The following is a 25,004-nucleotide window of genomic DNA, read 5'->3' on the forward strand; positions in this document are numbered from 1 at the left end:
GTCGTGAGCGATCTGTTTGATGTTTGGTGGGATTGATTTCCACAGGTATAAAAAAACCCGCTTCGGCGGGTTTTTTATTGTTTTGCGAAGGGTATCCGCACAATTTTATCGTTTTTGACTGCCAAATCGAAGGCCTGCTTGGCAAGTTGCATACCTAAAATCTTTCGTTCACGTACGGTCATTTTTTTGAGTTCTGAAACTGGGGGTCTTGAAAGCATAACCGAGTTCTCCAGGGCCAATATTGTTATTAAGTTCAAAATTTAACCTATTCCCCCTCTTCGTACAAGCCTATCGTAGAAATGTTTTAAGCGTATATTCTCAGCGTTGGCAAAATAGGATTTTGCATTAAACGTTTGATAATGCTGTTCAATAATTTGAGTAAGAATCTCGCCAAGCATCAATAGTTCTCGATAACCAAAGCGCGTTAAATGCTGTTCGCAAAGTTATTTTGTATCCACGTTATCTCTCCGCTACTCCTTTCCGTTCCGGCGCATTTGCTTTATCCTCCCGCCCGTTATGAACGTATTTTGGATGCATTGTGGAGTAGCGTGTGGCGACTAAGCTGAGTAATCAACTGCTGGAAGATATTCTGGCTCAGGTACGCCCTTTGATCGGGCAGGGCAAAGTGGCGGACTATATTCCGGCTTTGGCTGAAGTGCCTGCGAATAAGCTGGGGATCGCCGTGTGTACCGTCGATGGCGAAACCTATCAGGCTGGTGACGCAGAAGAGCGCTTTTCTATTCAGTCGATTTCTAAAGTATTGAGCTTGACCGTAGCGCTGAGCCGCTATGCGGAATCGGATATTTGGGCGCGCGTCGGTAAAGAGCCGTCTGGTCAGCCGTTTAACTCGCTGTTGCAGCTTGAGCTGGAGCAGGGGAAGCCGCGCAACCCCTTTATTAACGCAGGTGCGCTGGTGGTGTGTGACATGCTCCAGTCGCGTCTGAGCGCGCCTAAGCAGCGCATGTTGGAAGTGGTACGAGCGCTGTCGGGCGAGCCGGATATCGTGTATGACGCACGCGTTGCGCGCTCTGAGTTTGAACATTCAGATCGAAATGCGGCTATTGCGTATCTGATGAAGTCGTTTGGAAATTTTGAAAATGATGTGATTACGGTGCTGCAAACGTACTTCCATTACTGCGCTTTAAGAATGAGTTGTATGGAACTGGCGCGCACTTTTGTCTATCTTGCCAATAACGGGCATTCTCCTGCGCTGGATGAGCCTCTCATCAATGAGCGGCAAAACCGCCAGATTAATGCCATGATGGTCACTAGCGGTATGTATGATGGCGCTGGCGAATTTGCCTATCGTGTCGGAATGCCCGGCAAGTCAGGCGTGGGCGGTGGCATTATTGCCGTTGTTCCACATGAAATGAGTATCGCAGTTTGGTGTCCGGAACTGGATGCCTCTGGTAACTCACTGGCGGGAACCGCCGCGCTTGAGATATTGGCGCAGCGCATTGGCCGCTCGATTTTTTAGGAGAGAAAGAACGCATGATTCGTAAATTAGGGTTATCTCTACTGATGCTAACCGCGTGGCAGGCACAGGCGGCGTGGGAATGTAACGTTAAACCGCAGGATGACATCATCATTAATCCGCAGCAGGTACAGATTGTGGGTGCCAGCGGAAATCTCACCATTGATAAAAATGGCAATATGACCCGCGATGGCCAAGCCGTAGCGCTCAGTGCTAAAGCGAAACAGCAGGCGGTGAATCTGCAATCCGGTATTCGTACTGATTTTCCGTGGATTGATCAGGGGGCTCAGCAGCGTTTGGAGAAAGCCCGTGTTTCTCTGGATAAAGTGATCGTTGAGCAGGTGGGTAGCGACAGCAATATCCGTAACCGCCTGACTAAACTGGATTCTCAACTCAAAGAACAGATGCAAAAAATTCTAGAAAAGCGCAGCGATGGTTACATCTTCCATCATCAAGCCATTTCTAAAGTTGAGCAGGAAGGCCAGAATTTAGTAAACCAGACCATGGGTGGTGTTCTGCAAGACAGCATCAATGAGATGGGGCTGAAACAGGCTGCGAATGCTACCAAGTCCGATAATCCGTTACAGGCCATCATGGGCAATCTGGGTGGGTTACAGCAGGCGATCCGTACCGAGTGGAGCAAGCAGGATGATGACTTCAAAGCTTTCGGGAAAGACGTTTGTACGCGCATTACTACGCTCGATAACCAGCGTCAGGCGCTGATTAAAGAGCTGCCAAAGGCGTAAGTGAGACAATAATTTGCCAGCCCGAGCGGCTGGCAAATTTCATCATTTCAGTGAATTCACCACAGGTTTCTGTGGTTTACCCGAAAACAGGTAGCGCAGCAGAGGTACTCGGCGATGTATCTCATACAGCGCTAACGACCCTAAGACCACCAGTGTGACGCCAATAATGAATCCAACGAATGGGTTCGGGTGTGCGTTTTCCATCAGGCTGCCGTAGATAATCGTCAGTGGATGATGCACCAAATAGATAAATAGCGATGCGCCAACAAAGTAAGTCACGCCGTGCGACTCGCGGTTTAACAGGCGATGACCCAGCGTGAGTACAACTTTAGTCATCGTTAGGCCAATGATGAAAATCAGGCAAAACTGCACGCTGAGCTGAAGCGGTGCGAAGACCTGTGTATTTTCATTCAATAGATATAATCCCACCGACGCCGCGGCAATCAGACCGTCGGTGAATGACACTCGCGTAATATTTTCTTTATGTTTTATATGCACGAATGCCACGGCACCGAGCAAATAAAACGGGAAATACATCAACGTATTCACCACTAAAAAGTTAAATAACGCCGAGCCGGTAACGTCAGGCATGAAGGTCGCACAAAGCTTGTGTAGAACGGCAAAAACCACGCCTAACGCGATGAAAATTGGCAATAACATGTGGGTTGGTACTTTGCTCCAAAGCCCGCGATTCACGATAGCGTTGAGCAACGGCGCGCTGATAACGGTAAGCAAACTTAGCGTAAGTAAAAACCAAAGGTGTGAAACCAGATACCACACGCAAATATTGGCTTTTTGCCACACATTAGCCTGATCCCAATCGCCGATCCCCGAAGTGTGATGCAGGATATACCAGAACTGGGGCAGCGTGATCAGCACCATCGCAGCTGCCATCGGGATCAATAATCGCGTTAGGCGAACGTTTAGCCATTTTTTTAGCGGATATCGCTGATACAGCATGCAGGAAAAATAGCCTGAAATAACAAAGAAGACCTGCATACGAAAGGCGTGAATGAAATCATTAAATAAGCTGAGGGTCAGGCTTTCAGGCGTGCTATTCACCACCCAATGGTGGGCTGAATAGACCAGTGAAACATGGAAAGGTATCCCCAACAGCATGAGCGTAGCGCGGATATAGTCTAGATAGTGTTCTCGTTGGATAGTTTTAGCCAATGCGTTATACCTAAAAATCCTGTCAGATAAGCCATAAAGTGGCGTAACTCTAGGGAGATAATGCCCATCCGGCAAGTGTTCGCATGCATTTTTGGATTAATCCGTGCTTAAGTGAGACTTCATACTAACGGCTGCTACCCTCATATTCAGCCTCCGATAAAGCGTCAATTTCTGGCGTTTCTAAATTCGTTATCACCTGAACTACATCGCTAATACCACCAATCTTTATTTCACTGGTGCGGTTCATTTTGCTTTTATCTATCAGCAATAAAGATTGTAGTGCACGCTTAAGTAGCAGCGATTTAAATTCAGCGTTGTAGCTGTTGGAATCCCATAAAACACCTTCTCTATCAATGCCCTCGCACGAGAAGATAAAGAGATCGATTTCCAACTCTTTGAGCTGGGAAAGGATGGCTGGATTAACATAACACGCATATTTACGCTGCAGCAGTCCACCGGAACTGATGAGCTGAATGTGTTCCCGTTTGGATAGTTCTTGGCAGATGCGCACGCTATTGGTGAACACGGTGATATCAATATCAGGTAACTGTTTCGCCAAATACCAGCAGGTTGAGCTGGCATCAAGGGCAATTGTCATTCCTGCATCGATCCATGGAAGCGTTTGGCGCGCTATATCGGCTTTGCTGGTGAAGTGGCTTTTCAAGCGAGCGCTGAAGGGATCGCCGTTGTCTTGCGTATCGCGCTTGATGCTTTTGGCGCGGCCGTGTTGGCGGATGATCTTACCTTGTGTCTGTAGCGTATTGAGATCGCGTCGGATCGTCTCTTTGCTAACGTGCAGCAGTTCGGCAAGATCTTCAGTGGTCAGGGTTTCATGCTGTCGGATGAGTTGTACGATGGCCTGATGGCGATCTGTTTTCACGATGGCTCTCCTCTCACGAAAAACCATGCGCCAAGTTCTGGCCTAATGGCTGGCGCATGGTTAAATCCAGAGCAAGAGATTAAGGCGTCACCCCTTTTTTTAATAGTATATTCCCGTATTTAGCCGTCTCGCCTGTGATGACGATCGCAAAGGCCTTTTGAGCACGTTCATAAAACGCAAAGCGATCGATACGAGTGACAGAAAGATCGCTGCGATCGGGGCACGACAATGCCTGCAAATAGCGCTGCTCCACGCTGGCATCCAGCGTATCGCCTTCAACCGCAGCCATCATTACCAACGGCGGGGCGTAGCTATCAAGTTCAAACAACGGGATGATGGCGGCCAGTAAATCGCTGACGCGCAGCCCATCGGCTCGAATGACCTTCGGTCCCATACTATGAGCGGGAAAATGCGCATCGGAGAAAATGATTTCATCGCCATGCCCCATCTCTGCCAAGGTCTTGAGCAATTGGGGTGAGATCAGCGGAGAGATATTTTTCAGCATTTTATACTCCTTCCATAAGCAGATTATTTTCGTGGGCAAGAGATTGATATATCTTGCTTTGCTCACCGGGATAATAAGATTGATAGCGATAATTCACCTGTTGGCGAGCCTGTTCTGGCGAATCGTAGTAACCCACTCCGCTCCAAGCGAACATCGCAGCGCCTAGCACGGTGGTTTCTGCATCGTGCAGTACTTTGACCGGCAGGTTTAAAACATCGGCTTTAATTTGATTCCACAGCATGTTTCGGCTTCCGCCGCCAACCAGCAGCAATTCCTTAGAGGCAAATCCACCAATGTTTTCTAGCACTGCGAGATTTTGCTGTAGTTGCCAAGAAAGTCCTTCGAGAGCGGAACGGTAGAAATGGCCGCGCTCGGTGTGCAAACGCATGCCGCGCCAACCGGCTTGAGCGTGGTTATCAAGCAGCTGACAGTTCATGCGAAGGCCTTCCGCACCGGGACGAATTACGCCAGCTTCGGTAATCATTTGGGCGTAGGCATCGGGGACTTTTTCATTAGGCCAATAGAGCTGGCGCACTCTTTCCAACACGCCGGACGCGAGCCATTGAAGACCGGGGTTGAACAGGCCTTGGCAGCTATCAAGTTCGCAGGTCGAACCGACAAAACGTGGCAGCAGTGAGGTATTTACCTGCGGTGTGCGAACCATCAGAATTTCCCATGTACCGGATGACAACACGGGCTGATCGAGTTCGGCACCAGAGCCAAATAGGGCAAACTGGGTATCATGACCGGCGGAAATCACCGGTGTGCCTGCGGGAATGCCAAGACGCTCAGCCATTTTCGGTAATAAGCTGCCAACATGTTCCCCTGCGGCGACCATGCGCGGGAAGAGCGAAGAGGGAAGGCCTGTGCGTTGTAAAATAGTCTCGCTAAAAGTTTCTTGGCGCACGTCGAGTAGCTGGCTGGTGCCCGCCATGGTGCGATCGGTGGTGAATTCGCCTGTCAGACGGTGGTTAATCAGCGAGGAAATAAACAGCCATGCATGTGCTTGTTCTAATAATTCAGGCCGATTTTCATTTATCCAGATCAGCTTATACAAAGTATTAAAGCTAAATTGACCGATGCCGGAAATTGTTTGCAGTTCGCCGGGGGTAATATAGCGATCGATTTTCTCCATAATCGCCGCCGTTCGCGGACACTTCCAGCTAATTACTGGATAGAGTAGTTCGCCATTCTTATCGACCAGCGCACCGTCAACGCCAAAGGTGGTCACGCTCAGCGCATGAATTTGGTAGCCGCTTAGCTGTGGCATGAGCTGCTGACAGCAATCGGCAAAGCGCTGCAAAATGTCATCTAATGACCAGATATGCCATTGGTCATTTTCTGCGGCGGGCTGGCTCGCATTGGCGGTGGACGCCTTAGCGACCACAATGCCTTTGGCGTCTACCGCCATTGCGCGAATATTGGTAGCACCGCAGTCTAAAATGATCACCACATCATGGTTCATGGTGGCTCCTAGTGAATAAATATAAACAGATTTATCCCACCCCAACCCTCCCCTTGTCAGGGGAGGGCGCCGTTCAGTGACATAATCCGTACTCGGTGTGCCCCTCCCCCTGCGAGGGGATAGGCCGGAAGGGTATGAATTCCCTGCCGTTCAGTGACGCAAATCGAACTCGATATGCCCCTCCCCTTGCGAGGGGAGAGGCCGGAAGGGTGTGAATTCCCTGCCGTTCAGTGACGCAAACCGAACTCGGTATGCCCCTCCCCCTGCGAAGGGGAAGGCTGGGAGGGGGTCACTCCGCGCATTATTTTTTATACAATGGCCCGTAGTTTTGGCAGGCGCGATAGTCCTGTCCTTCGGTATCCATGCCGTGTGCGGCCCATGACGATGGACGATAGATTTCGCCGTCTTCCACGTTATGCATACACACTGGAATACGCAGCATCGATGCCAGCGTAATCAGATCTGCACCTACGTGACCAATGGTCAGCACGCCGTGGTTAGCACCCCAGTTCGCCATCACAGAGTACACATCGGTAAAGGGCCCTTTGCCGGTTAAGCGTGGGGCAAACCATGTGGTTGGCCATGTTTCGTTGGTGCGCTTATCTAACGTGTCATGCACGTCTTTAGGTAGCTCAACGCTCCAACCTTCTGCGATCTGCAATACTGGCCCAATACCTTTGATGATATTGACGCGGGACATGGTGAAAGGAACGCCGCCGCGGGTTAGGAAACGAGATGAATAGCCGCCGCCACGGAAATATTCATGGATCGCAGGGCACCATTCTGTTGCTTGCAAGCAGGCATCCGCTTCTTTCTGGCTGATTTGCCAATGCGGTTTCATGGTTGGATTACCCTGCGCGTCAAGCTGACGGCATGAGCCATCCAGCGCCGCAGAGCCGGAGTTAATCAGATGGATGATACCGTCTTTGGCATGGCCGGTGAGCTCGCTTCCGGTTACGCGTTTGACGGCCTCAGGTGACCAGTAGGTACGAACGTCAGCGAATACCTGTGCGGTGCCGGTGAGCATATGCCCAAACAGCATCGCAACGCCGTTGAGGCTATCGTTTTCAGTGGCCACCACAAACGGTTTACGCACGCCGTTCCAGTCGAACGAGCTATTGAGTAAGGCTTCAGCGGTATCGCCATTAGGGTATTGATCGGTCCAGTGACGCTGGCCTTGGAAGCCCGCCGCAATCGCGTTATAGCCCAGTGATTCCTCGACGAATCCTTGCTGAGCCAGTTTTTCGTTGCCCTGCATCATGTCGCGAATGCACATGGCCATCAGCAAGCTTTCACGTAATACTGCTCGGCTGCTTTCTGGCGAACGACGATATTGTTCGGCGTTAAGGTCAGGCCCAAAGCGGAAATTGTTATCCGCCCACGAAAGCGCGAGTTCAAGCTCTTCGGCATCGTAAATCTTCTGATCGATACGGCGGCGTAGCTCGGTCATATCTACAGCCTGCACTTTCATACCGAGCCATGATTCAAAGAAGTTATGATCAACGATAGAGCCTGCAATCCCCATTGAGACGCCGCCCAACGACATATAACTTTTGCCTTTCATGCTAGCGACGGCTAAACCAGCGCGCGCAAAGCGTAGAAGTTTTTCCTCTACGTCGGCTGGAATGCTGTCATCGCCGCCGTCTTGCACATCGTGGCCATAAATAGAAAACGCAGGTATGCCTTTTTGGCTGTGTGCCGCCAGCGCGGCTGCCAGATAAACCGCGCCTGGACGTTCGGTGCCGTTAAAGCCCCAGATGGCTTTGGGGCGCATTGGGTCCATATCGATGGTTTCGCTGCCGTAGCACCAGCAAGGGGTGACGGTGATGGTTAATCCTACATTCTGGCGACTGAATTTATCTTCACAGGCGGCAGATTCCGCCATGCCAGCAATACAGCCATCGGCAATAACGCACTCTACTGCTGCGCCACAGGCGTGATGCAGTTGCTCGCTTAATAGCTGCGCGGTGGCTTTCGCCATATTCATGGTTTGTTCTTCAAGGGACTCGCGTACACCCATGCGGCGGCCATCAATGACTGGGCGGATACCAATTTTGGGCAGGTTTTGTAGGGGCTGGTGTTGGCTATTCATTCTTATTTTCCTCACGTTAATCGGTAGGTTGTCTTTATTAAGGTTGAATTGCATTAAGGTTGAATGTCTTAAGCCGTTGCGCGCGGCATGATGTTTGATCTGAACTTGGCAAAGATGAAAATGATGGCGAAGCACAGCGCCGGGATCAGTTCTGCGGTTGGGATGTTGCCCGCCGCATCGCTAACAAAGCCCATGACCGGTGTGACAATGCCGCCGCCGATAATGGTCATAACAATAATGGATGAGCCGTATTTGGTGTCTTGGTCTAATCCCTTAATCCCCAAGGAGAAAATGGTCGGATATTGGATAGACATGAACATGCTGCACAGCGTTAGCGCGATAAGGCCAACGTGACCGCCTGCCGCTGCGGAAATGATGCATAACAGCATGGAAATAAAGGCATAGATGGCTAAAACCTTGTGCGGCGCATAGTGACGAATAAGCCACGTTCCGCTAAAGCGCCCGATGAAGAAGCACACCATGGTGGCAGTTAGATAATTGGCGGCGAATCCTGGCGTTGTGCCTGGCAGCTCCTCGATGGCGTAACGGATCAGATAGCTCCAGCAGGCGGTTTGAGCACCGACGTAGCAGAACTGCGCTAATACGGCCCAGCGCCAATGGCGGATACGTAGCAAACGTGATACCGAAGCCAGCAGGGAACCGCCTTTGTCACCGCTATGCGCATCACTTTGAATGGTCGGGAATTTAGTGAAGGCAATCAGCAAGGCGACAAACAGTACAATGGCCACGATCATCATGTAAGGCGACTGAACCGCCAGCACCAAGCTGTGGTTATAGGCCGCGAGCTGCTCTGGCGCCATTTGGCTTAACACTTCGGCTGGCTGATGAGGAACATGAGATAAAATCAGCCCCTGACCAAAGACGACGGCAATAATGGCACCAAAGGAGTTAAAGGTTTGGGCTAGATTAATTCTAAAATGTCCTGATTCTTCTGGTCCTAATACGGTAACAAAAGGATTAGCTGCCGTTTCTAAACAGCCAAGCCCAGCGGCTATGATAAATAAGCCAATAAGAAATAAGGTATAATTCATTCCCTCGGCGGCAGGCCAAAATAGTGCAGCGCCAATGGCATAAAATAATAACCCAGTAATAATTCCTGCCTTGTAACTCAGCTTTTTCATTAATATTCCGGCAGGAATAGGGATTAGGAAGTAACCAAAGTAAAATGCTGACTGTATCAGCCCAGCTTGAAAGTTAGTTAAGGTAAATGCCTGCTGAAACTGAGGCAGTAAAATATCATTTAAATTGTTAGCGACAGCCCATAAAAAGAAAAGTGAACATAATAATGCAAAAGGAATTAAATAGTTTCCTTTGCGCTCATGACTGGCAACGCGGTAGTTTTCTGACTGGATTGAAACGTTTCCCATAGCGCCCTCGTTAGGTCATACAGAGATATTGTGTATACCCTTCATACTTGAAGCTGCTTCGATGTTGGCTAGGCTTGGTCACCTGAATCGCTGGCTAAAGCACGCTCATCGGGATTGACTCTCTTGCCGCCTGGATGCAACTCCAATTATTTTTGGCATAAATCTGTTCTTCTTCCGCAGTAACACGTTCAGGCACTCTCCGTTCAATCGGAGGCGGGGTGCAATCATGCCGTTTATGCGGTAAGTGAAGCTATTCTTAAAACAAAAAAGCACTAAAAGTATGAGTTCAGTCACATTCAATATTATTGGGGGCGGAAATGTGAAGGTAGTCACTTTAATAAATCAAAAAACATGCCCGTTTTAATCAAATAAGACATAAAAAACACAAATAGAATGCCCGATTATTTTATTTTTAATTTAAACGGTCAGTTCTCTGTTTATCTTTGTAGATTTGCCCGTTTTTATTTAATGAAAATTAAACGGACATTTTTAATTTTATATTTGTGTGCTTTTTATATGACGGTGATGTAATTCTATTGAACTGGGTCACATATTTTAATCAGGTTTTTTATTGTTGTTCTCTACAGGATAAATATGACAGTTACCAACACCGTTATTTTTAAATGACTGATTCCATCAATAATCAGAGAGGCAACAAATGGAAAGAGATTCATTAGCTCGCGAAATAATTCATACCTGCTTAGAAATGACACGTCTGGGCCTAAATCAGGGGACTGCGGGTAATGTCAGCGTGCGCTACCGCGATGGAATGCTGATTACCCCAACGGGCATCCCTTATGAGAATTTGACCGAGTCACATATTGTTTATATCGATCAGCATGGGAAACACGAGGAGGGGAAAGTGCCTTCTAGTGAATGGCGCTTCCATCAGATTGCGTATCAAACGCGCCCAGAAGCCAACGCGGTGGTGCACAACCATGCCGTGAACTGCACGGCGGTTTCTATTCTGAATCGCCCAATCCCTGCCATTCATTACATGATTGCCGCCGCCGGTGGCAGCACGATTCCCTGCGCGCCTTATGCGACGTTTGGTACCAAACAACTCTCTGAGCATGTCGCCGTTGCGCTGAAAAACCGCAAAGCCACGTTGTTACAGCATCACGGCATGATTGCCTGCGAAGCCAATTTACAAAAGGCTTTATGGCTGGCCCACGAAGTTGAAGTTTTAGCCGAGCTTTATCTGGCAACGTTGCCAATCGTTGATCCGGTACCGGTATTGTCTGATGAAGAAATCGCCATTGTGCTGGAGAAATTCAAGACTTACGGCCTGCGTGTAGAAGAGTAGCGCGGCGACAATATTTCTCACTAAAGGGTTTTCATTATGACAAATCGAATGATTTTGAATGAAACATCGTTTTTTGGTCGTGGCGCGGTGAATGAATTAGTGCCAGAGGTTTTGCGCCGTGGTTATGGTAAAGCGCTGATCGTAACCGATGCTCAATTAGTTGCCTGTGGCGTGGTGGAAAAGGTGACCGCTAAACTCGATGCCGCCGGATTGGAATATCAGGTTTTTGATCGCGTGGTGCCTAATCCCACAATCGCCGTTGTGCAGTGTGGGCTGGCAACGTTTAACGCGAGTGGTGCTGATTATCTGATCGCCATTGGCGGCGGTTCACCGCAGGATACCTGCAAAGCCATTGGGATCATCAGCGCTAACCCTGAGTTTGAAGATGTGCGCAGTTTGGAAGGCGTCGCACCAACTCATAGCCCAAGCGTGCCGATTTTGGCGATTCCAACCACGGCAGGAACGGCGGCTGAAGTGACCATTAACTATGTGATCACCGATGAGGAGAATCGCCGGAAGTTTGTTTGTGTCGATCCTCATGACATCCCGCTGGTGGCCTTTATCGACGCCGATATGATGGACGGCATGCCCGCCAGTTTGAAAGCCGCTACGGGTGTGGATGCGCTTACCCACGCGATTGAGGGATTTATCACGCGCGGCGCATGGGAGCTTACTGACACGCTGCATTTGAAAGCGATTGAAATCATCGCTCGGTCGCTGCGCAGCTCGGTTGCCGGTCTGCCTGAGGCCGTTGAAGATATGGCGCTGGGGCAATATGTGGCGGGGATGGGATTCTCCAACGTGGGATTAGGCTTGGTGCACGGTATGGCCCATCCGTTAGGCGCGTTTTATAACACGCCGCACGGCGTAGCCAACGCGATTTTGCTGCCTCATGTCATGCGTTATAACGCCGCATATACCGGTGAAAAATACCGTCAGATTGCGCAGGCGATGGGTGTTGATGTGGCTCATGCCACGCTGGAACAGGCGCGAGAAGCGGCAATTCAAGCCGTAGAGGCACTGAATCGTGACGTGGGGATTCCCGCTTCGCTAAAAGAAGTTGGCGTGCGTGAAACAGATATCGCTGAGCTGGCGCAGGCCGCGTTTGATGACGTTTGCACCGGAGGGAATCCGCGCGAGGCGAAAACCGCAGAGATCGAGGCATTGTATCGGGCGGCAATGTGAAGGTTTGTATGCTGAGCTAAGTGAAGTGTTTCGCATGCCAAAGAGGCGATGAGATTTCATGAAGCAAAGAAACTGATTTTCGAAAAGGATATGCCTTTGTGCCGAAAGCTCTGAGGGTGGTTTGTCTAAGCATTGGCAGCGCGAGCCACGCAGACAGGACCTCTGCGTGGAGTTTGGGGCGCCCGGGATGGGCGATACCAAACCGGAGCGAAAATGCCATCTCGGATAAAAGCGCGCGAGTTAAGAGGCCGCGCGCTGGCGGCCTCTTATCGGACGCCTACACCAAGGATTTCATGGTTATATTGCTTCTAATAGGCGGACGAAACTTTCCTTCTATCGTTCAAATATCCAGAATTAAGTATTAAGCCTCTCGCTTAAACATCCCCGCGATCTGGAAACAACTGAAAGAGCTAAACAGCATTTCAATCCCAACGATAGTGGTGACCAGCGTGACTGACATGGCTGGGCCGGCGGTGATAAACATGGCGGCAATCGCCAAGTCTAAAATCCCAATGATGATTTGTAGCCATCCTCCGCTTACGCCACGCAGTTTAAAACCGGCACTTAAGCGAATAATACCGCCGAGAGCAAAGAGGGTCGCTAAAATCACCGACATGGTGAAAATACCTACCATCGGGTTGGTGATAAATACGTAGCCCATAATGATGTATGCGACGCCCATCAGAATGCCCGCCACCATTGGCCAGAAGTTGCGTGTGCGGTTAGCAATCATCCCGATAATCAAACCCAAACCGCTGAGCACAAACAGCGTGCCGACAATGGCGCTTAATGCTGCGCCGGAGGCAAAGGGGTTAATCAGGCAGAAAATCCCGCCCAAGAGCAGCAGAAAGGAGATAACTAACAGCAAGGTACGCTGTTTTTTGAGAAAGTTTCCGTCCAAACCGAGCAAACTTTTACGATCGATATTTAACATGATGACTCTCCATTTTCGAGGTTGCGTTCGGTAGTTAAATCTCTGGCTTATTATAGTCATACGACAAGTGTGTTATGGGCGCAAAGAATGTCGGAAATCGGTCTAATTAAAGATGGAAAGCAATGCTGCCAGTGATAGGGAATGTAAAAAGAAAAAAGCCACCGCAGGCGGTGGCTTAGTGCAGGTGTTACTTTAAAACTCGATTTATACGTGGGCTAGCTGATTGTGCTCTTCACGGTGTCCCGGCATACGGATGGTTGCGGACAGTACCAGTGAAATCACCAGCAGAGTCATAATCACCGAGAAGGTCACGATGAAGCCGCCGAACATTGACGCGATGATAGAACCAATGATGCTGCCGATACCAAAGCCCAGATACAGTAGGCCGTAGTTTTTAGTCAGGTTGTTTAGGCCAAAGAAGTCACTGACCAGCGATGGATATACGGTAATAGTGCCGCCGAAGCTGAATGCGATACAAGCAACGGAAGCAAAGAACAGACCTTCATTCAAAGGAACAAACAGCAGTGTACCCATACCGATGAGGGAAATGACCTGAGCCAGAGAGATAACGCGAATACGTGCCATTTTGTCAGACAGGATACCCAGCACCAAGCGACCACTTAGGTTAGCAATAGCAATCACGGTCACGGCGCTTGCGGCGGTCATGGCAGGCAGATGAACCATGCCTTCACCGATATCTTTCGCCACACCAATCACATACAGGCCACTCATGCAGGCGGTCAGGAACATCAGCGCTAGCATCCAATATTGTGGCTGACGTACGGCTTCTGCCAGTGTGTAATCCTGAGCGGTGCTTTCACCTTGCGCATTCGATGCAGCAACTTCTTGTTTTGGCGCATCTTTCATCAGCATTGCCCCAGCCATCACCATCACCATGGCCAAGCCACCCCAAATCATGAAGGTGTTTTCCAAACCGTAGGCGGACAGCAGGCTGGTATCGATGTATTTGAAACCAAGGCTACCTAAACCGTAGGCACCGATGGCACAGGCTGAAATCATGCCTTTACGCTCTGGGAACCATTTTACGCAGTTAGAAAGCGTCATCAGGTAACCAGCACCATCGGCAAGGCCGACCAAAATACCGGCGCTGAGATACAGCATGATCAAGTTGTTAGAGTGCGCGGTTAAGAAGAAGCCCAGCGCTAATACCACACCAGCGGCGATAGTGACGTTACGAACGCCGAAACGGTCCTGCAATTTACCCGCGACGGAAGAGGCCACGGCAAGTGCGAGGCTCAGCAGGCCGAAGGAGAAGGCCACGCGGCTGATAGGTTCGTCTAGTTTTTCAGACAGAGGGCCGTTGAATAGGCTCCAGGTATAAACGGAACCCAGAGCGAACTGAGTAATGATGGTGCCAACCAGCGTTAGCCAGCGGGTGCGATTGTAATTTTGCATGCCAGTCATATTCATGATGCTGCTCCAGATAAATATTTATTAACTGTGAGTATGTTAAGGCTATCTATAGGGCAGCGATCCATTCTAGGAATGAATAGCCTGAGTGCAGGAATGAAATGCATTAAAGCAGGAATGAATGAACGAAAAACGGGGTAAAAGAGGGCAATTTAGGGTGATCCACAATTGATGTGGATCACAATTTTCTCATATTAATTCACTGGGAGGGCCGTTTTAGAGCGGCGTTTCCACCAAAACTCCCGTGGAAAGGCAGAAGCATCCACTGATTATGTTAACGGGAATATTGACGGATTCACCGGCAATGAGCAGATGAGTCTCTGCGCCAACGGTAAATTCAAACTCTCCGCTAACCACGCGCGTGGTGTTACCTTGCATCTGCTTGCGTAGCTGGCTAAAAGCACCAGACTCAAACGTTAACTCAGCGGCAGGTTTGCCGTTGCTGATAACTCCGCTACGGCGGGTGATGCCCACGCCATATTCTTCAGCCGGAGTCTGTGCTTTGAATGTCTCCATGAAACCTATCCTTATTGTTGCGGTTTTTTGTTTCTATGTGAGTTGCTAAAAAAAGCAGGGCACAGCCTAACACTCTGGGTGTAAACAAGCATCAACGTAGGGGGAATTCGCAGGAATAAAGCTGATTCGACGTGATTTTAATCAGATAATTCTCGCTAGACGTATCACCGCTTGAAGCACTTAAAATGCAGGCATACACTAGCGCGTCGATCGATTCCGAGATCGTCAGTCCCTGTCTGATTTTGACGAAAGCCGTTTTTAACGAACATTGTTTTAGTGAACATTGTTTTTAATGAATACCGTTTCTAAAAGTTCTGCCGCAGGTTTTTCTCCATCCGTCACAAAACACCTTAATTATGATTGTTAGACCCCAACAACATTGGTTTCGCCGCCTATTTGTGTGGCATGGCTCCGTGTTACCTAAAATTCTCTTCCGCTTAAGTTTAAATTTTGGTTTTGCCTGCATCGCTGTGGTTTGTTATCTGTGGCATGAAATGTTGGATGTGAATCTGACGTTGGCTCCGTTCAGCCTGCTGGGCGTGGCCATTGCGATCTTTCTCGGGTTTCGTAATAACGCCAGCTATGCGCGTTTTACCGAGGCGCGCCTGCTGTGGGGGAACTTGCTGATCACCGAGCGCTCGCTGCTGAGAGAAGTGAAAAGCCTAATGCCGGATCCGGCAGAACAGGCGCGCTATTTCACGTCGTTGTTGATTGCGTTCACCTACTGCTTGAAGCATCAGCTGCGTAAAACCGATATGCGTATTGATGTGGACCGGCTGCTGGCACCATCGGAGCGTAATTCGGTGCTCAATAGCCATTCACCCTGCAATACGCTGTTGTTGAAAATGGGGATGTGGTTAGGTGAACAGCGCCGATTGGGACGGATTAGCGACATCAGTTTTCATTCTATAGACAGCAACTTGAACCATCTTTCTTCCATTCTTGGCGGCTGCGAACGAATTTCCAATACGCCGATCCCGTTTGCCTATAGCCTGATTGTGCATCGCACCGTTTATCTATTCTGCGCGTTGCTGCCGTTTGCCTTGGTGTCGGATTTACACTACCTCACACCGCTGGTGTCGGTATTTATTTCCTATACCTTTATCTCGCTGGATTCACTGGCTGAAGAATTGGAAGATCCTTTTGGCATGGCGCCGAACGATCTGCCGCTCAATGCGATTTCTGCCACGATAGAGATTAATCTGCGGGAAATGATTGAAGATGATGAGAAACCGAGCCCGATGAAGCCGGATCATCATTGTTTGTTGAGTTGAGTTTACCTCCTCCCATCTTTAACACGATTGCCCCCACCCCAACCCTCCCCCTCGCAGGGGAGGGAGCTTATCTGTGCTCGTTACTAATCAGGTGCTCGATCTGCTCCGCCCCCTGCGAATGGGGAGGGAGCTTACTTGTGCTCGTTACTAATCAGGTGCTCGGTCTGCTCCTCCCCCTGCGAAGGGGGAGGCTGGGAGGGGGTTGCTAACAATTAAATAGGGCAATCAAATCGGCGATCGATTCTGCCCCACAGCAAAGATATCGTAGAACGACAGTTCAGATTTTCGCTGCATAATGGCGCGTAGCTTCTGTTTGCGTGATTCATCTACCTGAGATGATTGCAAAATACTGTCGACCAGCGCGTCCGGTACCATTCGCGTGTTATACCATTCGCCGTTGAAGCATACGCGCAGATCCAGAACGTCGATATCGTCGTAGTGATAGCGTGGATTGACGTCAAAAAAGAAGAACAAGTTCAATCCCACAAACAGCAGCGTCATTACCCATGTCACGTCTGCCAGCGTTTCTGACTGCAACATCACCGCCAACGTAGCCGCATAGGCCAGATACATACCCACGAATAGCCCAGGATGTTTTTTAATAAAACTGATGCTAAAGCGCGGGCGATTATCGCGGTGTTCGGCTTTATTCACCCTGTCGATTTCTTCTTTAAGGATGCGTTCAATTTCGCTCATGTTCGGTCACCTGTATTGATGTTACAGCTTGATAACATAATTCTATCATTTTTGTGTGGTTAATGGCGCTCAATGTGACTTCAGCCCAGCGGCCGTCATCAATAAACGGAATATCATTGAGACACAGCCCAGCGCCAGCACGCTTCCCGCCCAGATAGCCGCCAACCACAGTATGCGTTTCCATAAGGGAGAGCGGGTCGCTTGCGCTTCAATCGTTGTCATTTTTTACCTCGCTGACTCAGTGATAGCCTTCATCGGCGCCGATTTTTCCGCGGAAAACGTAATAGCTCCAGAAGGTATAAACCAAGATAATTGGGATGATGAACAAGGCGCCAACCAGCATAAATCCGAGGCTTTGCGGCGGTGCTGCGGCCTGCCAGATGTCGATAGAAGGCGGAATGATATGCGGCCAGATACTTATCCCTAGCCCGCTAAAGCCGAGGAAAACCAACAACAGGGTCATCACAAACGGCAAGTAGTGGTCGCCGTGGCGCGTTCCGCGCCAAATCACTCCGGCGCAAACGAGCGTCAGTACGGGAACCGGTAAAAGGAACACGATGTTTGGCCAGCTAAACCAACGCTCGGCAATGGCACCGTGCGCCAGCGGAGTCCAAATGCTGATGATGGCAATAATAACCAGCAGAGCCAGCAGTAAAGGGCGCGTAATGCGATACATTTTATCTTGCAACTGATGGCTGGTTTTCATGATAAGCCACGTGCTGCCCAGCAGCGCATAGGCGCACATCAGGCCGATACCGCAGAACAGGTTAAACGGCGTAAGCCAATCAAATGCACCCCCGACAAAGGTTCGCTCTGACACGGGGAAACCATTAATCACGGCGCCGACCACGATACCTTGCATGAACGTGGCGCAGCCTGAGCCAACGATAAAAGCCTTGTCCCAGAAACCTCGATGCGCAGGCAGCGCTTTAAAGCGAAACTCAAAGGCGACGCCGCGGAAAATCAGCGCGATCAGCATCAGCGTGAGGGGAATAGATAACGCATCAACAATCACCGCGTAGGCCAGAGGAAAGGCACCAAATAGCGCCGCACCGCCGAGCACTAGCCAAGTTTCGTTGCCGTCCCACACGGGTGCGACGGTGTTGACCATCATGTCGCGCTCTTGCATATCACGGGTGACTGGCAGCAACATGCCAATGCCTAAATCGAAACCATCCATCACGATATACATCAAGGTGGCGAAAATAATGATGGCGAACCAAATGAGCGGCAGATCGATACCCATTAGTGAGTCTCCTGCTGATGAGAGGGCTTAGCGGCAATGCGTCCGGCGGCGGTAGGGAACGCTTCGCTGTGGGTTTCTGGAATAATCGGTTCAGGGCCTTTACGGATTAGCCGCATCATATAGGCATAACCCACGCCAAAGACTGCGCCGTAGACCACGAAGAATGTCAGCAAGCTGATGCTCATATGCAGATCGCCATGGGCAGATACGGCATCTTTAGTGCGCATCAGGCCATGTACAATCCACGGCTGGCGGCCCACTTCGGTGGTTATCCAACCGGCTAAAATGGCGATGAGTCCCGAAGGTCCCATCCAGAATACGAAATGCAGGAAAGGGCGCGATGTGTATAAACGCTGCCGATAACGTAGCCATAAACCGATAGCACCCAGCAAAATCATCAACATGCCGAGACCTGCCATAACGCGAAATGACCAGAACACCAGCGGCGAATTCGGACGATCCTCTTTGGCAAATTCGGTTAATGCAGGCACTTGCTTATCAAGACTGTGCGTCAGGATCAGGCTGCCAAGATAGGGCACTTCCACTTTAAAGCGTGTTTCTTCGCGCTCCATGTCGGGTAGCCCGAACAGAACCAGCGGCGTTGCTTCGCCGGGTTTGTTCTCCCAGTGACCTTCGATCGCGGCTATTTTTGCTGGCTGATATTTAAGTGTGTTAAGGCCATGGATGTCGCCAATAAAAGCCTGAAGCGGGGCGACGATTAACGCCATCCAGAGCGCCATCGAAAGCATTTTGCGCGTGGCAGGTGTGTCGTTCCCACGCAGTAGATGCCACGCCGCAGAAGCTCCGACAAAGAAAGCGCTGCTCAGGAAAGCGGCGGTGGTCATATGCAGCAGACGATACGGGAACGAAGGATTGAAGATCACCGCCAGCCAATCAACCGGAACCACCTGACCGTTTACGATTTCATAGCCCTGTGGGGTATGCATCCAACTGTTGGACGCCAAGATCCAGAACGTTGACATCAGCGTGCCGAGCGCCACCATGCAGGTGGCAAAAAAGTGCAGCTCTTTGCCTACTTTGTTCCAGCCAAACAGCATGACGCCAAGAAATCCGGCTTCAAGGAAAAATGCGGTGAGCACTTCATAAGTGAGCAACGGGCCAGTAATGCTGCCCGCAAATTGAGAAAACCCGCTCCAGTTAGTGCCAAACTGATAAGCCATCACTAAGCCGGAAACCACGCCCATGCCGAAATTGACGGCGAACACTTTCGCCCAAAAGTGATAGAGCGTGCGGTAATCTGGGTTACGCGTTTTCAGCCATAAACCCTCAAGCACCGCCAAAAAGCTGGCTAGCCCGATGGTGATGGCAGGGAAAATAATGTGAAAGGATACCGTAAAAGCAAACTGGATCCTGGCGAGTTGGAATGCGTCTAATCCGAACATGGACAGCCTCGTACTGACATAAAGTTCTGCGCGGTAAATTGCAGGCGTGAGAAACGGAGTGCCGGAGCGATCAGGGCCGGAACGATGAAAGGGATCTTACGGGCTGTAAAATAGATATGACAGAAACAGAAATGTTGTTTTAATGTATAACAGTTTGATTTGGATCATGGCGACGACACCCTATCGGAGAGCGCAGTGGCAAAATATGAAGACTTGGTAAAACGCATTCGCGGGCAGATCACCGCTGAAATTTGGCAAGTTGGCGATAAGCTGCCGTCGCTGCGTGAGCAGGTTTTGCACTCTGGTTTGAGCCTGATGACGGTGATGCATGCCTATCAAATTCTAGAGAGCCAAGGGTGGATCGTTTCACGCCCGCAATCGGGTTATTACGTTGCGCCTCAGGCAAAGTTTTTAGCCCCGTCGCCTACGCATGAACCCGTGCAGCGTGCTGAAGAAGTCGGCATCAACGCGTTTATTTTCGATGTTTTGCAGGCCAGCCGCGATCCCGCCATTGTGCCGTTTGGCTCTGCGTATCCCGATCCCACGCTGTTTCCTCGCCAACAAATTAGTAAATCGTTGACCACGGTGGCGCGGGCGATGACCACGCTAAGCGCCACGGATAATTTGCCGCCGGGCAATGAGGATCTGCGTAAGATCCTTGCGAAACGCTATGCCATGCAGGGCATTCGTATCGATCCTGAGGAGATCGTCATTACCGCTGGCGCATTGGAATCACTTAACCTGAGTTTGCAGGCCGTCACACAGCCCGGCGACTGGGTAATTGTAGAAAACCCATGTTTTTACGGTGCATTGCAGGCACTGGAGCGCTTACGGCTAAAGGCCCTTTCAATTGCGGCACATCCTGAATTTGGCATTGATTTAGCGGCGTTGGAAGAGGCGCTAAAGACCTATCCGGTACGCGCTTGCTGGTTGATGACCAATATTCAAAACCCGTTAGGCTGCACGCTTTCGGTCGAGAAAAAGCAGCAGCTGGTGGCGCTCTTACAGCGGCATAACGTGTATTTGATTGAAGACGATGTTTATGGCGAGCTGTATGCCGGTGGTGAAAAACCGCTTCCGGCCAAAGCCTTTGATGAGACGGGAATGACCATGCACTGCTCTTCGTTCTCGAAAAGCTTGGTGGCCGGATTTCGTGTTGGCTGGGTGGCCGCGGGAAATATGGCGAGAAAAATCCAGCAGTTGCAGCTCATGAGCACGCTTTCGACCAGCGCACCAATGCAGCTGGCGCTGGCAAATTATTTAGCTACCCGCAGCTATGACAGCCATTTGCGGCGCCTGCGCCGAGTGATGGAGCAACGTAAATATGCGGCATGGCAGTCACTGCGCGCACATCTTCCGCAGGGCGTGAATATTAATTATTCACACGGCGGCTATTTTTTGTGGGTCGAGCTGCCTATCAACGTGAATGCGACCGAACTGTACCACCGCGCGCTGAATGAAAGGATTAGCATCGCTCCCGGCCAGATGTTTTCTGCCAGCAATCAGTACACCAACTATTTTCGCTTTAATGTCTCTCACGAATGGACAGAAAAAAGCGAAAAAGCGGTGCAAAAACTGGCGGTTATCGTGAGTGAAATGATGAAGTTAGCTGATTAGACGATGTTCTCTATAGATTATGGGGAAAATTACGAGGCAATTCGCTAGCCGGGCAATTAATTACGCTTTCGTTATTTTCACCACAGTCACGAACGAACGTAATAGTTGCAAATTCGTCAATAACTTCGGTTGGATAAGCTGGGCCTGCATCGCGATAGGCTTCCATTTCGGCTATATGCTCGTTTTGGAAACAAACCGTTTTTTCTGGATTATTGATGACCCAACGAGGGAAGAAAATTGTCCCATGAAAAACATTATCTTCTAAGTTTACGATTAGGCTGACATCGGTTCCGGTCGGCTCCGTCCACGAAATTTTATATACCGCTTTAGCGACGCGAACGATATAGGTTGTTTGATCTTTTACCCAACGGTTACCCACAATCCCACTATGAATTCGATAATCTAACGTTGTGGCATTTTTGACATAGATTTCATAATTCCAGCCGTTGTCATAGGTATAGACCAAGTGTTTGCCCACTAAACCGCTCAAATCATTTTTATCGAAGGTGCTCATAATTTTTGTCTCCGTTTCATTTGATGCGTTCAGTGTAGAGATGTATTTATTCGATTAATAACGCTAATATTGAGTTAAATAGATTCAAAAATTAGATTGGTTTATTGAGATGAAAACAACGCTAGAGCAATGGATGCTGTTACAGGCGGTGATTGAGCACGGTAGTTTTTCGCGTGCCGCAGAGATGTATAACCGCAGCCAGTCGTCGTTGAGCTATCAACTCACACTGATGCAGGAACGGCTCGGGGTGCCGTTGTTAACGATTGTTGGGCGCAAGGCCGAATTGACGCCAGAAGGGCAGCAGCTATTGGCACAGGTTCAGCCTCTGCTACAAGGATTTCGCACGCTGGAAAACCGTGCAGAGGCTCTAAAACGCGGCGAACGCGCACGCTTAGACTTAGTGGTTGATAGCATTTTCCCCAAATCACATTTGTTTGATGTGCTGCGTCGTTTTCAACAGGTTTTTCCTATGACACAGGTACATCTCACCGAAATATTACGCAGTGAGAGTTTATCTGAGCTTAAACAACGTCATGCCGATGTTTACCTCATCACTCCAACCCATGATGTAGCGACTCGCGGGCGTTTACTGATGGAAATAACCTTCGCCGCCGTTGCTCATCGGGATCATCCTTTACTGCAATTACCGGCGCCACTTAGCCGAGATGATTTGGCGCGCTATCCGCTGATCGAAATTGTCGATCGCACGCAGCAGCAAATGAACAGCCGCCAGTCCACGGCGGCAGAAAACTGGACTTTCACCACGATAGAGGCGGCCATCGAAGCTGTTGCACATGGAGTCGGTTATGGGTGGCTACCAGAAGAAAAAATTGCGCCTCTGCTAGCTTCCGGTGAACTTATGTTGCTGCCGCTAGTTCAAGGCGAACGCCGCTCAACACCGCTTTATCTGTTGGTTAACGAGGAATTAGCCGGAATAGATCGCGAGATTACTTTGTTGGTGAGTTTGCTTGAGGGGAGTCCGATGAGTAGCTGATTCAGAAAGCAAAAAACCCGCCATAGGCGGGTTCTTTTAAATAGTGGTGCCCGGACTCGGAATCGAACCAAGGACACGGGGATTTTCAATCCCCTGCTCTACCGACTGAGCTATCCGGGCAACGAGGCGTATTAAACTGGATCTGAGGCTTGGCGTCAACGTAATTTCTTCATTCCTTTGTTCAGTTGCCTAATGTTTCGGCACTTTGGTTTTTTTGCATGAAATTTATGCTGTATTGAAGATATCGTCTTTCTATCTTCAAGAGCGACTAAGCGATATCGCTCAAATTCATTGATGTTAGTCGCTCAGCTCTTAATAAGATGCTTTTCCAATGTTCACTGAGTTTATTTCGAAGGTTACATTAAATTACAAATACTACATCTAAGTGAAGTGCGGAAGTTGTTGTTCTTTGGTTTAAAAACGTAACATCATTTTTAGCTCATAAATTACTTTTATTAGATATTGTTTAGAGGTTGTTTATTGATTGAATATCTTATCTTTATATAAATTTATTTATTCTCTATCGAGAGGGCTGTTAATTTAATGCTTATTAAACATAGTCTTATTAAGTTATTTTAATTTTTCCCTGAATAAATATCAATCTATTGTAATGAAGGTTAAACAGCATTCATTTGATGTAAACTATTTTTTCCTTGGAGTGTTATTGGCGTTTTACAGATGGCGTGTTTAATTTCTGTGTATTGACATCACCTATGCTGGATATATAACTTAGGTACTGTGATTGAGAGGCTGGTTATATTTAATGAGCTAGCCTCATAGCCGAATAATATAAATTAAATCAGGTGTATTAATTATGAAACGTATTCTTACAGCAACAGCACTTTCTCTTGCCATGATGTCTACTTTTACTTGGGCTGCTGATGGCTCAACCACCGCTCCAACGGCAACGACTACCGTGAGTGCGAATGTGCTAACCGCCCAGCAGGCTAAAGAAGTTGCTAAGGTAGCTCAGCAGGGCTTTAACGCCATGCGTGATGTGCAATATGCTCGCGTTTCTTTATTCCGCGGATACCCAGATGTGGCGCAAAAATTAGTCGATCAGGCGCAAACCTTATTAGCTGATGACAGCACCAACTGGAAAGATTTTATTAAGGCCGATAAGAAAACTCCGCTGACTGGTGATAACTACGTAGTTATTAATGCTTCTATTTCTTTGGCTGAGGATTTTGTGGCAACGCCTGAAAAACAAAAAGCCATTGATAGCGCTAATGCTAAATTCAAGAAAGGTGATCACAAAGGCGCAATGGAAGAACTGCGTTTGGCAGGTGTTGGTGTAACGGAAACTCAATATCTGATGCCGCTGAAACAAACCCAGCAGGCTGTTAAGAAAGCGCAGCAGCTGCTGAAAGAGGGTAAATACTATGAAGCGAACTTGGCTCTGAAAGGCGCTGAAGAGGGGATTATTACCGACAGCGTATCTTTAGTGGGTGCTAATTAATTTCTCTATGAATTAACTGATACATTCTATTTCCTACCTTCGATAAACCACCCTTTTGGGTGGTTTATTCATCGATATTGTAATAAATATTCAGCCTTAGCCTAACGCACCATTTCGGCGGCAGCGCGCAATTTGCAGAATATCTTCGGCTAAGCGGCGTGCGGTTTCCACATCTTGCAACTGGCGTTTTACTAGCAAACGACTTAAGCAGCCTTCCAATACTAGCTCCATCTGATGAGCGACCATTTCAGGATCGTCCATGTCGATGTCTTGCAGCAGCGCGAGCGTAAACTCGTAAGAGGCCGCTTTCTGTTGCTCGGCGAGAAGGTGGATCGGATGATCGTCTTCAGGGAAAAAACTGCAGGCGGCGATAAACAGGCAGCCGGGATAGCGCTGTTGCTGCACATACTCAGCCAACACGTGGTAACGCGCCAAGATTTTATCCCGAGCTGAAAGGGTTTCATCCAGCAGCAGCTGGCGGCGCCATGTATCTATCTGCTGTGCGTGGTAGCGCAGACTGTCATAAAGCAGGGCTTCACGATCCGGCCAAAAACGAATTAGCTCTTCCTTTGAAATATCGAGCTGGGGAGCCAGCTTATCCAAGGTCGTGGTTGCTAGTCCTTGTTGTTCCAGCAGGCCAAGTACCTGGCTGAGCACGAGTTCTCGTTGCACGTGATCCTCCTGTCTTATGTGCGGATCTTTCACG

The 25,004-nt window shown here is 49.2% G+C and carries 23 protein-coding genes and 1 tRNA gene; 8 read left to right on the forward strand and 16 right to left on the reverse strand.

The window, feature by feature from the left end:
- The first annotated feature begins 550 nt into the window (after window positions 1–550).
- Window positions 551–1,477 carry a glutaminase B gene (glsB, locus tag RSC70_RS16630; protein WP_234618295.1) on the forward strand — a complete coding sequence of 309 codons (927 nt, stop codon included), beginning with the start codon at window positions 551–553 and terminating at the stop codon, window positions 1,475–1,477.
- Window positions 1,478–1,491: 14 nt separating this feature from the next.
- Window positions 1,492–2,220, forward strand: a complete 729-nt coding sequence (locus RSC70_RS16635; protein WP_040046372.1) for a DUF2884 domain-containing protein — start codon at window positions 1,492–1,494, stop codon at window positions 2,218–2,220.
- 42 nt (window positions 2,221–2,262) lie between these two features.
- On the opposite strand, the gene mdoC is transcribed toward RSC70_RS16635, so the two are convergent.
- The 6 genes from mdoC to fucP all read right to left on the reverse strand — a co-directional run bounded on the left by mdoC (window position 2,263) and on the right by fucP (window position 9,723).
- A complete protein-coding gene (gene mdoC / locus RSC70_RS16640; protein ID WP_332543030.1) occupies window positions 2,263–3,393 on the reverse strand; it encodes a glucans biosynthesis protein MdoC in 1,131 nt (376 codons plus the stop codon).
- Between the two features lie 124 nt (window positions 3,394–3,517).
- Complete coding sequence (gene fucR / locus RSC70_RS16645; protein ID WP_304187217.1) at window positions 3,518–4,273, reverse strand: L-fucose operon activator; 756 nt, start codon at window positions 4,271–4,273, stop codon at window positions 3,518–3,520.
- A 79-nt stretch (window positions 4,274–4,352) separates the two neighbouring features.
- The gene (gene fucU / locus RSC70_RS16650; RefSeq protein WP_063585962.1) at window positions 4,353–4,778 is read right to left on the reverse strand and encodes an L-fucose mutarotase; all 426 of its coding nucleotides are present in this window, start codon (window positions 4,776–4,778) and stop codon (window positions 4,353–4,355) included.
- A 1-nt stretch (window position 4,779) separates the two neighbouring features.
- Window positions 4,780–6,243, reverse strand: coding sequence for an L-fuculokinase (gene fucK / locus RSC70_RS16655; protein ID WP_332543031.1), 1,464 nt, complete (start codon window positions 6,241–6,243; stop codon window positions 4,780–4,782).
- A gap of 301 nt (window positions 6,244–6,544) precedes the next feature.
- Window positions 6,545–8,335, reverse strand: a complete 1,791-nt coding sequence (gene fucI, locus RSC70_RS16660; protein ID WP_234618291.1) for an L-fucose isomerase — start codon at window positions 8,333–8,335, stop codon at window positions 6,545–6,547.
- Window positions 8,336–8,403: 68 nt separating this feature from the next.
- Complete coding sequence (fucP, locus tag RSC70_RS16665; protein WP_025798615.1) at window positions 8,404–9,723, reverse strand: L-fucose:H+ symporter permease; 1,320 nt, start codon at window positions 9,721–9,723, stop codon at window positions 8,404–8,406.
- Between the two features lie 658 nt (window positions 9,724–10,381).
- Here fucP and fucA point away from each other — a divergent pair.
- A complete protein-coding gene (gene fucA, locus RSC70_RS16670) occupies window positions 10,382–11,029 on the forward strand; it encodes an L-fuculose-phosphate aldolase (RefSeq protein ID WP_025798618.1) in 648 nt (215 codons plus the stop codon).
- 36 nt (window positions 11,030–11,065) lie between these two features.
- Window positions 11,066–12,214 (forward strand): lactaldehyde reductase, encoded by a 1,149-nt coding sequence (fucO, locus tag RSC70_RS16675; RefSeq protein WP_304187225.1) that lies wholly within the window; start codon window positions 11,066–11,068, stop codon window positions 12,212–12,214.
- Window positions 12,215–12,575: 361 nt separating this feature from the next.
- Here fucO and RSC70_RS16680 read toward each other — a convergent pair whose 3' ends face one another.
- The 3 genes from RSC70_RS16680 to RSC70_RS16690 all read right to left on the reverse strand — a co-directional run bounded on the left by RSC70_RS16680 (window position 12,576) and on the right by RSC70_RS16690 (window position 15,095).
- Window positions 12,576–13,148 (reverse strand): HdeD family acid-resistance protein, encoded by a 573-nt coding sequence (locus tag RSC70_RS16680; RefSeq protein WP_040046365.1) that lies wholly within the window; start codon window positions 13,146–13,148, stop codon window positions 12,576–12,578.
- Window positions 13,149–13,352: 204 nt separating this feature from the next.
- On the reverse strand, window positions 13,353–14,579 hold the full coding sequence (locus tag RSC70_RS16685) for an L-lactate MFS transporter (protein WP_063585956.1): 1,227 nt from the start codon (window positions 14,577–14,579) through the stop codon (window positions 13,353–13,355).
- A 216-nt stretch (window positions 14,580–14,795) separates the two neighbouring features.
- A complete protein-coding gene (locus RSC70_RS16690) occupies window positions 14,796–15,095 on the reverse strand; it encodes a cupin (RefSeq protein ID WP_025798627.1) in 300 nt (99 codons plus the stop codon).
- A gap of 356 nt (window positions 15,096–15,451) precedes the next feature.
- On the opposite strand from RSC70_RS16690, the gene RSC70_RS16695 reads away from it, so the two are divergent.
- Window positions 15,452–16,369, forward strand: a complete 918-nt coding sequence (locus RSC70_RS16695) for a bestrophin family protein (protein ID WP_130999378.1) — start codon at window positions 15,452–15,454, stop codon at window positions 16,367–16,369.
- 225 nt (window positions 16,370–16,594) lie between these two features.
- Here the strand turns inward: RSC70_RS16695 and RSC70_RS16700 are convergent, their stop codons facing one another.
- From RSC70_RS16700 to RSC70_RS16715, 4 genes are all read right to left on the reverse strand, one after another.
- Window positions 16,595–17,065, reverse strand: a complete 471-nt coding sequence (locus RSC70_RS16700) for a YlaC family protein (protein ID WP_282807389.1) — start codon at window positions 17,063–17,065, stop codon at window positions 16,595–16,597.
- A 69-nt stretch (window positions 17,066–17,134) separates the two neighbouring features.
- A complete protein-coding gene (locus RSC70_RS16705; RefSeq protein ID WP_130999377.1) occupies window positions 17,135–17,287 on the reverse strand; it encodes a DUF2474 domain-containing protein in 153 nt (50 codons plus the stop codon).
- 16 nt (window positions 17,288–17,303) lie between these two features.
- A complete protein-coding gene (cydB, locus tag RSC70_RS16710; RefSeq protein WP_332543032.1) occupies window positions 17,304–18,311 on the reverse strand; it encodes a cytochrome d ubiquinol oxidase subunit II in 1,008 nt (335 codons plus the stop codon).
- Window positions 18,311–19,714 carry a cytochrome ubiquinol oxidase subunit I gene (locus RSC70_RS16715; RefSeq protein ID WP_332543033.1) on the reverse strand — a complete coding sequence of 468 codons (1,404 nt, stop codon included), beginning with the start codon at window positions 19,712–19,714 and terminating at the stop codon, window positions 18,311–18,313. Before RSC70_RS16715 ends, cydB begins: the two co-directional genes overlap by 1 nt.
- Window positions 19,715–19,909: 195 nt before the next feature.
- Between RSC70_RS16715 and RSC70_RS16720 the strand changes: the two genes are divergently transcribed.
- A complete protein-coding gene (locus RSC70_RS16720; RefSeq protein WP_332543034.1) occupies window positions 19,910–21,331 on the forward strand; it encodes an aminotransferase-like domain-containing protein in 1,422 nt (473 codons plus the stop codon).
- 10 nt (window positions 21,332–21,341) lie between these two features.
- Here RSC70_RS16720 and RSC70_RS16725 read toward each other — a convergent pair whose 3' ends face one another.
- Window positions 21,342–21,845, reverse strand: a complete 504-nt coding sequence (locus tag RSC70_RS16725; RefSeq protein WP_332543035.1) for a phenolic acid decarboxylase — start codon at window positions 21,843–21,845, stop codon at window positions 21,342–21,344.
- Window positions 21,846–21,954: 109 nt separating this feature from the next.
- Between RSC70_RS16725 and RSC70_RS16730 the strand changes: the two genes are divergently transcribed.
- Window positions 21,955–22,839 carry a LysR family transcriptional regulator gene (locus tag RSC70_RS16730; RefSeq protein ID WP_332543036.1) on the forward strand — a complete coding sequence of 295 codons (885 nt, stop codon included), beginning with the start codon at window positions 21,955–21,957 and terminating at the stop codon, window positions 22,837–22,839.
- Window positions 22,840–22,883: 44 nt separating this feature from the next.
- Here the strand turns inward: RSC70_RS16730 and RSC70_RS16735 are convergent.
- A tRNA-Phe gene (locus RSC70_RS16735) sits at window positions 22,884–22,959 on the reverse strand.
- A 694-nt stretch (window positions 22,960–23,653) separates the two neighbouring features.
- On the opposite strand from RSC70_RS16735, the gene RSC70_RS16740 reads away from it, so the two are divergent.
- Window positions 23,654–24,298 carry a YfdX family protein gene (locus tag RSC70_RS16740; protein ID WP_234619544.1) on the forward strand — a complete coding sequence of 215 codons (645 nt, stop codon included), beginning with the start codon at window positions 23,654–23,656 and terminating at the stop codon, window positions 24,296–24,298.
- Between the two features lie 96 nt (window positions 24,299–24,394).
- On the opposite strand, the gene dicD is transcribed toward RSC70_RS16740, so the two are convergent.
- Window positions 24,395–24,970, reverse strand: coding sequence for a division control transcriptional repressor DicD (dicD, locus tag RSC70_RS16745; protein WP_040046355.1), 576 nt, complete (start codon window positions 24,968–24,970; stop codon window positions 24,395–24,397).
- Between the last annotated feature and the right edge of the window lie 34 nt (window positions 24,971–25,004).

The organism is Hafnia sp., assembly GCF_036648275.1.
GTDB classification, from domain to species: Bacteria; Pseudomonadota; Gammaproteobacteria; order Enterobacterales; family Enterobacteriaceae; genus Hafnia; species Hafnia alvei.

Coding starts and splice junctions, on each gene's coding strand:
- RSC70_RS16700 (WP_282807389.1), bottom strand. CDS start 17,065: ATGAGCGAAATTGAACGCATCCTTAAAGAAGAAATCGACAGGGTGAAT.
- fucK (WP_332543031.1), bottom strand. CDS start 6,243: ATGAACCATGATGTGGTGATCATTTTAGACTGCGGTGCTACCAATATT.
- fucU (WP_063585962.1), bottom strand. CDS start 4,778: ATGCTGAAAAATATCTCTCCGCTGATCTCACCCCAATTGCTCAAGACC.
- RSC70_RS16690 (WP_025798627.1), bottom strand. CDS start 15,095: ATGGAGACATTCAAAGCACAGACTCCGGCTGAAGAATATGGCGTGGGC.
- RSC70_RS16740 (WP_234619544.1), top strand. CDS start 23,654: ATGAAACGTATTCTTACAGCAACAGCACTTTCTCTTGCCATGATGTCT.
- fucO (WP_304187225.1), top strand. CDS start 11,066: ATGACAAATCGAATGATTTTGAATGAAACATCGTTTTTTGGTCGTGGC.
- RSC70_RS16730 (WP_332543036.1), top strand. CDS start 21,955: ATGAAAACAACGCTAGAGCAATGGATGCTGTTACAGGCGGTGATTGAG.
- fucA (WP_025798618.1), top strand. CDS start 10,382: ATGGAAAGAGATTCATTAGCTCGCGAAATAATTCATACCTGCTTAGAA.
- RSC70_RS16705 (WP_130999377.1), bottom strand. CDS start 17,287: ATGACAACGATTGAAGCGCAAGCGACCCGCTCTCCCTTATGGAAACGC.
- RSC70_RS16685 (WP_063585956.1), bottom strand. CDS start 14,579: ATGAATATGACTGGCATGCAAAATTACAATCGCACCCGCTGGCTAACG.
- RSC70_RS16635 (WP_040046372.1), top strand. CDS start 1,492: ATGATTCGTAAATTAGGGTTATCTCTACTGATGCTAACCGCGTGGCAG.
- RSC70_RS16725 (WP_332543035.1), bottom strand. CDS start 21,845: ATGAGCACCTTCGATAAAAATGATTTGAGCGGTTTAGTGGGCAAACAC.
- RSC70_RS16695 (WP_130999378.1), top strand. CDS start 15,452: ATGATTGTTAGACCCCAACAACATTGGTTTCGCCGCCTATTTGTGTGG.
- RSC70_RS16680 (WP_040046365.1), bottom strand. CDS start 13,148: ATGTTAAATATCGATCGTAAAAGTTTGCTCGGTTTGGACGGAAACTTT.
- cydB (WP_332543032.1), bottom strand. CDS start 18,311: ATGGGTATCGATCTGCCGCTCATTTGGTTCGCCATCATTATTTTCGCC.
- RSC70_RS16715 (WP_332543033.1), bottom strand. CDS start 19,714: ATGTTCGGATTAGACGCATTCCAACTCGCCAGGATCCAGTTTGCTTTT.
- fucI (WP_234618291.1), bottom strand. CDS start 8,335: ATGAATAGCCAACACCAGCCCCTACAAAACCTGCCCAAAATTGGTATC.
- fucP (WP_025798615.1), bottom strand. CDS start 9,723: ATGGGAAACGTTTCAATCCAGTCAGAAAACTACCGCGTTGCCAGTCAT.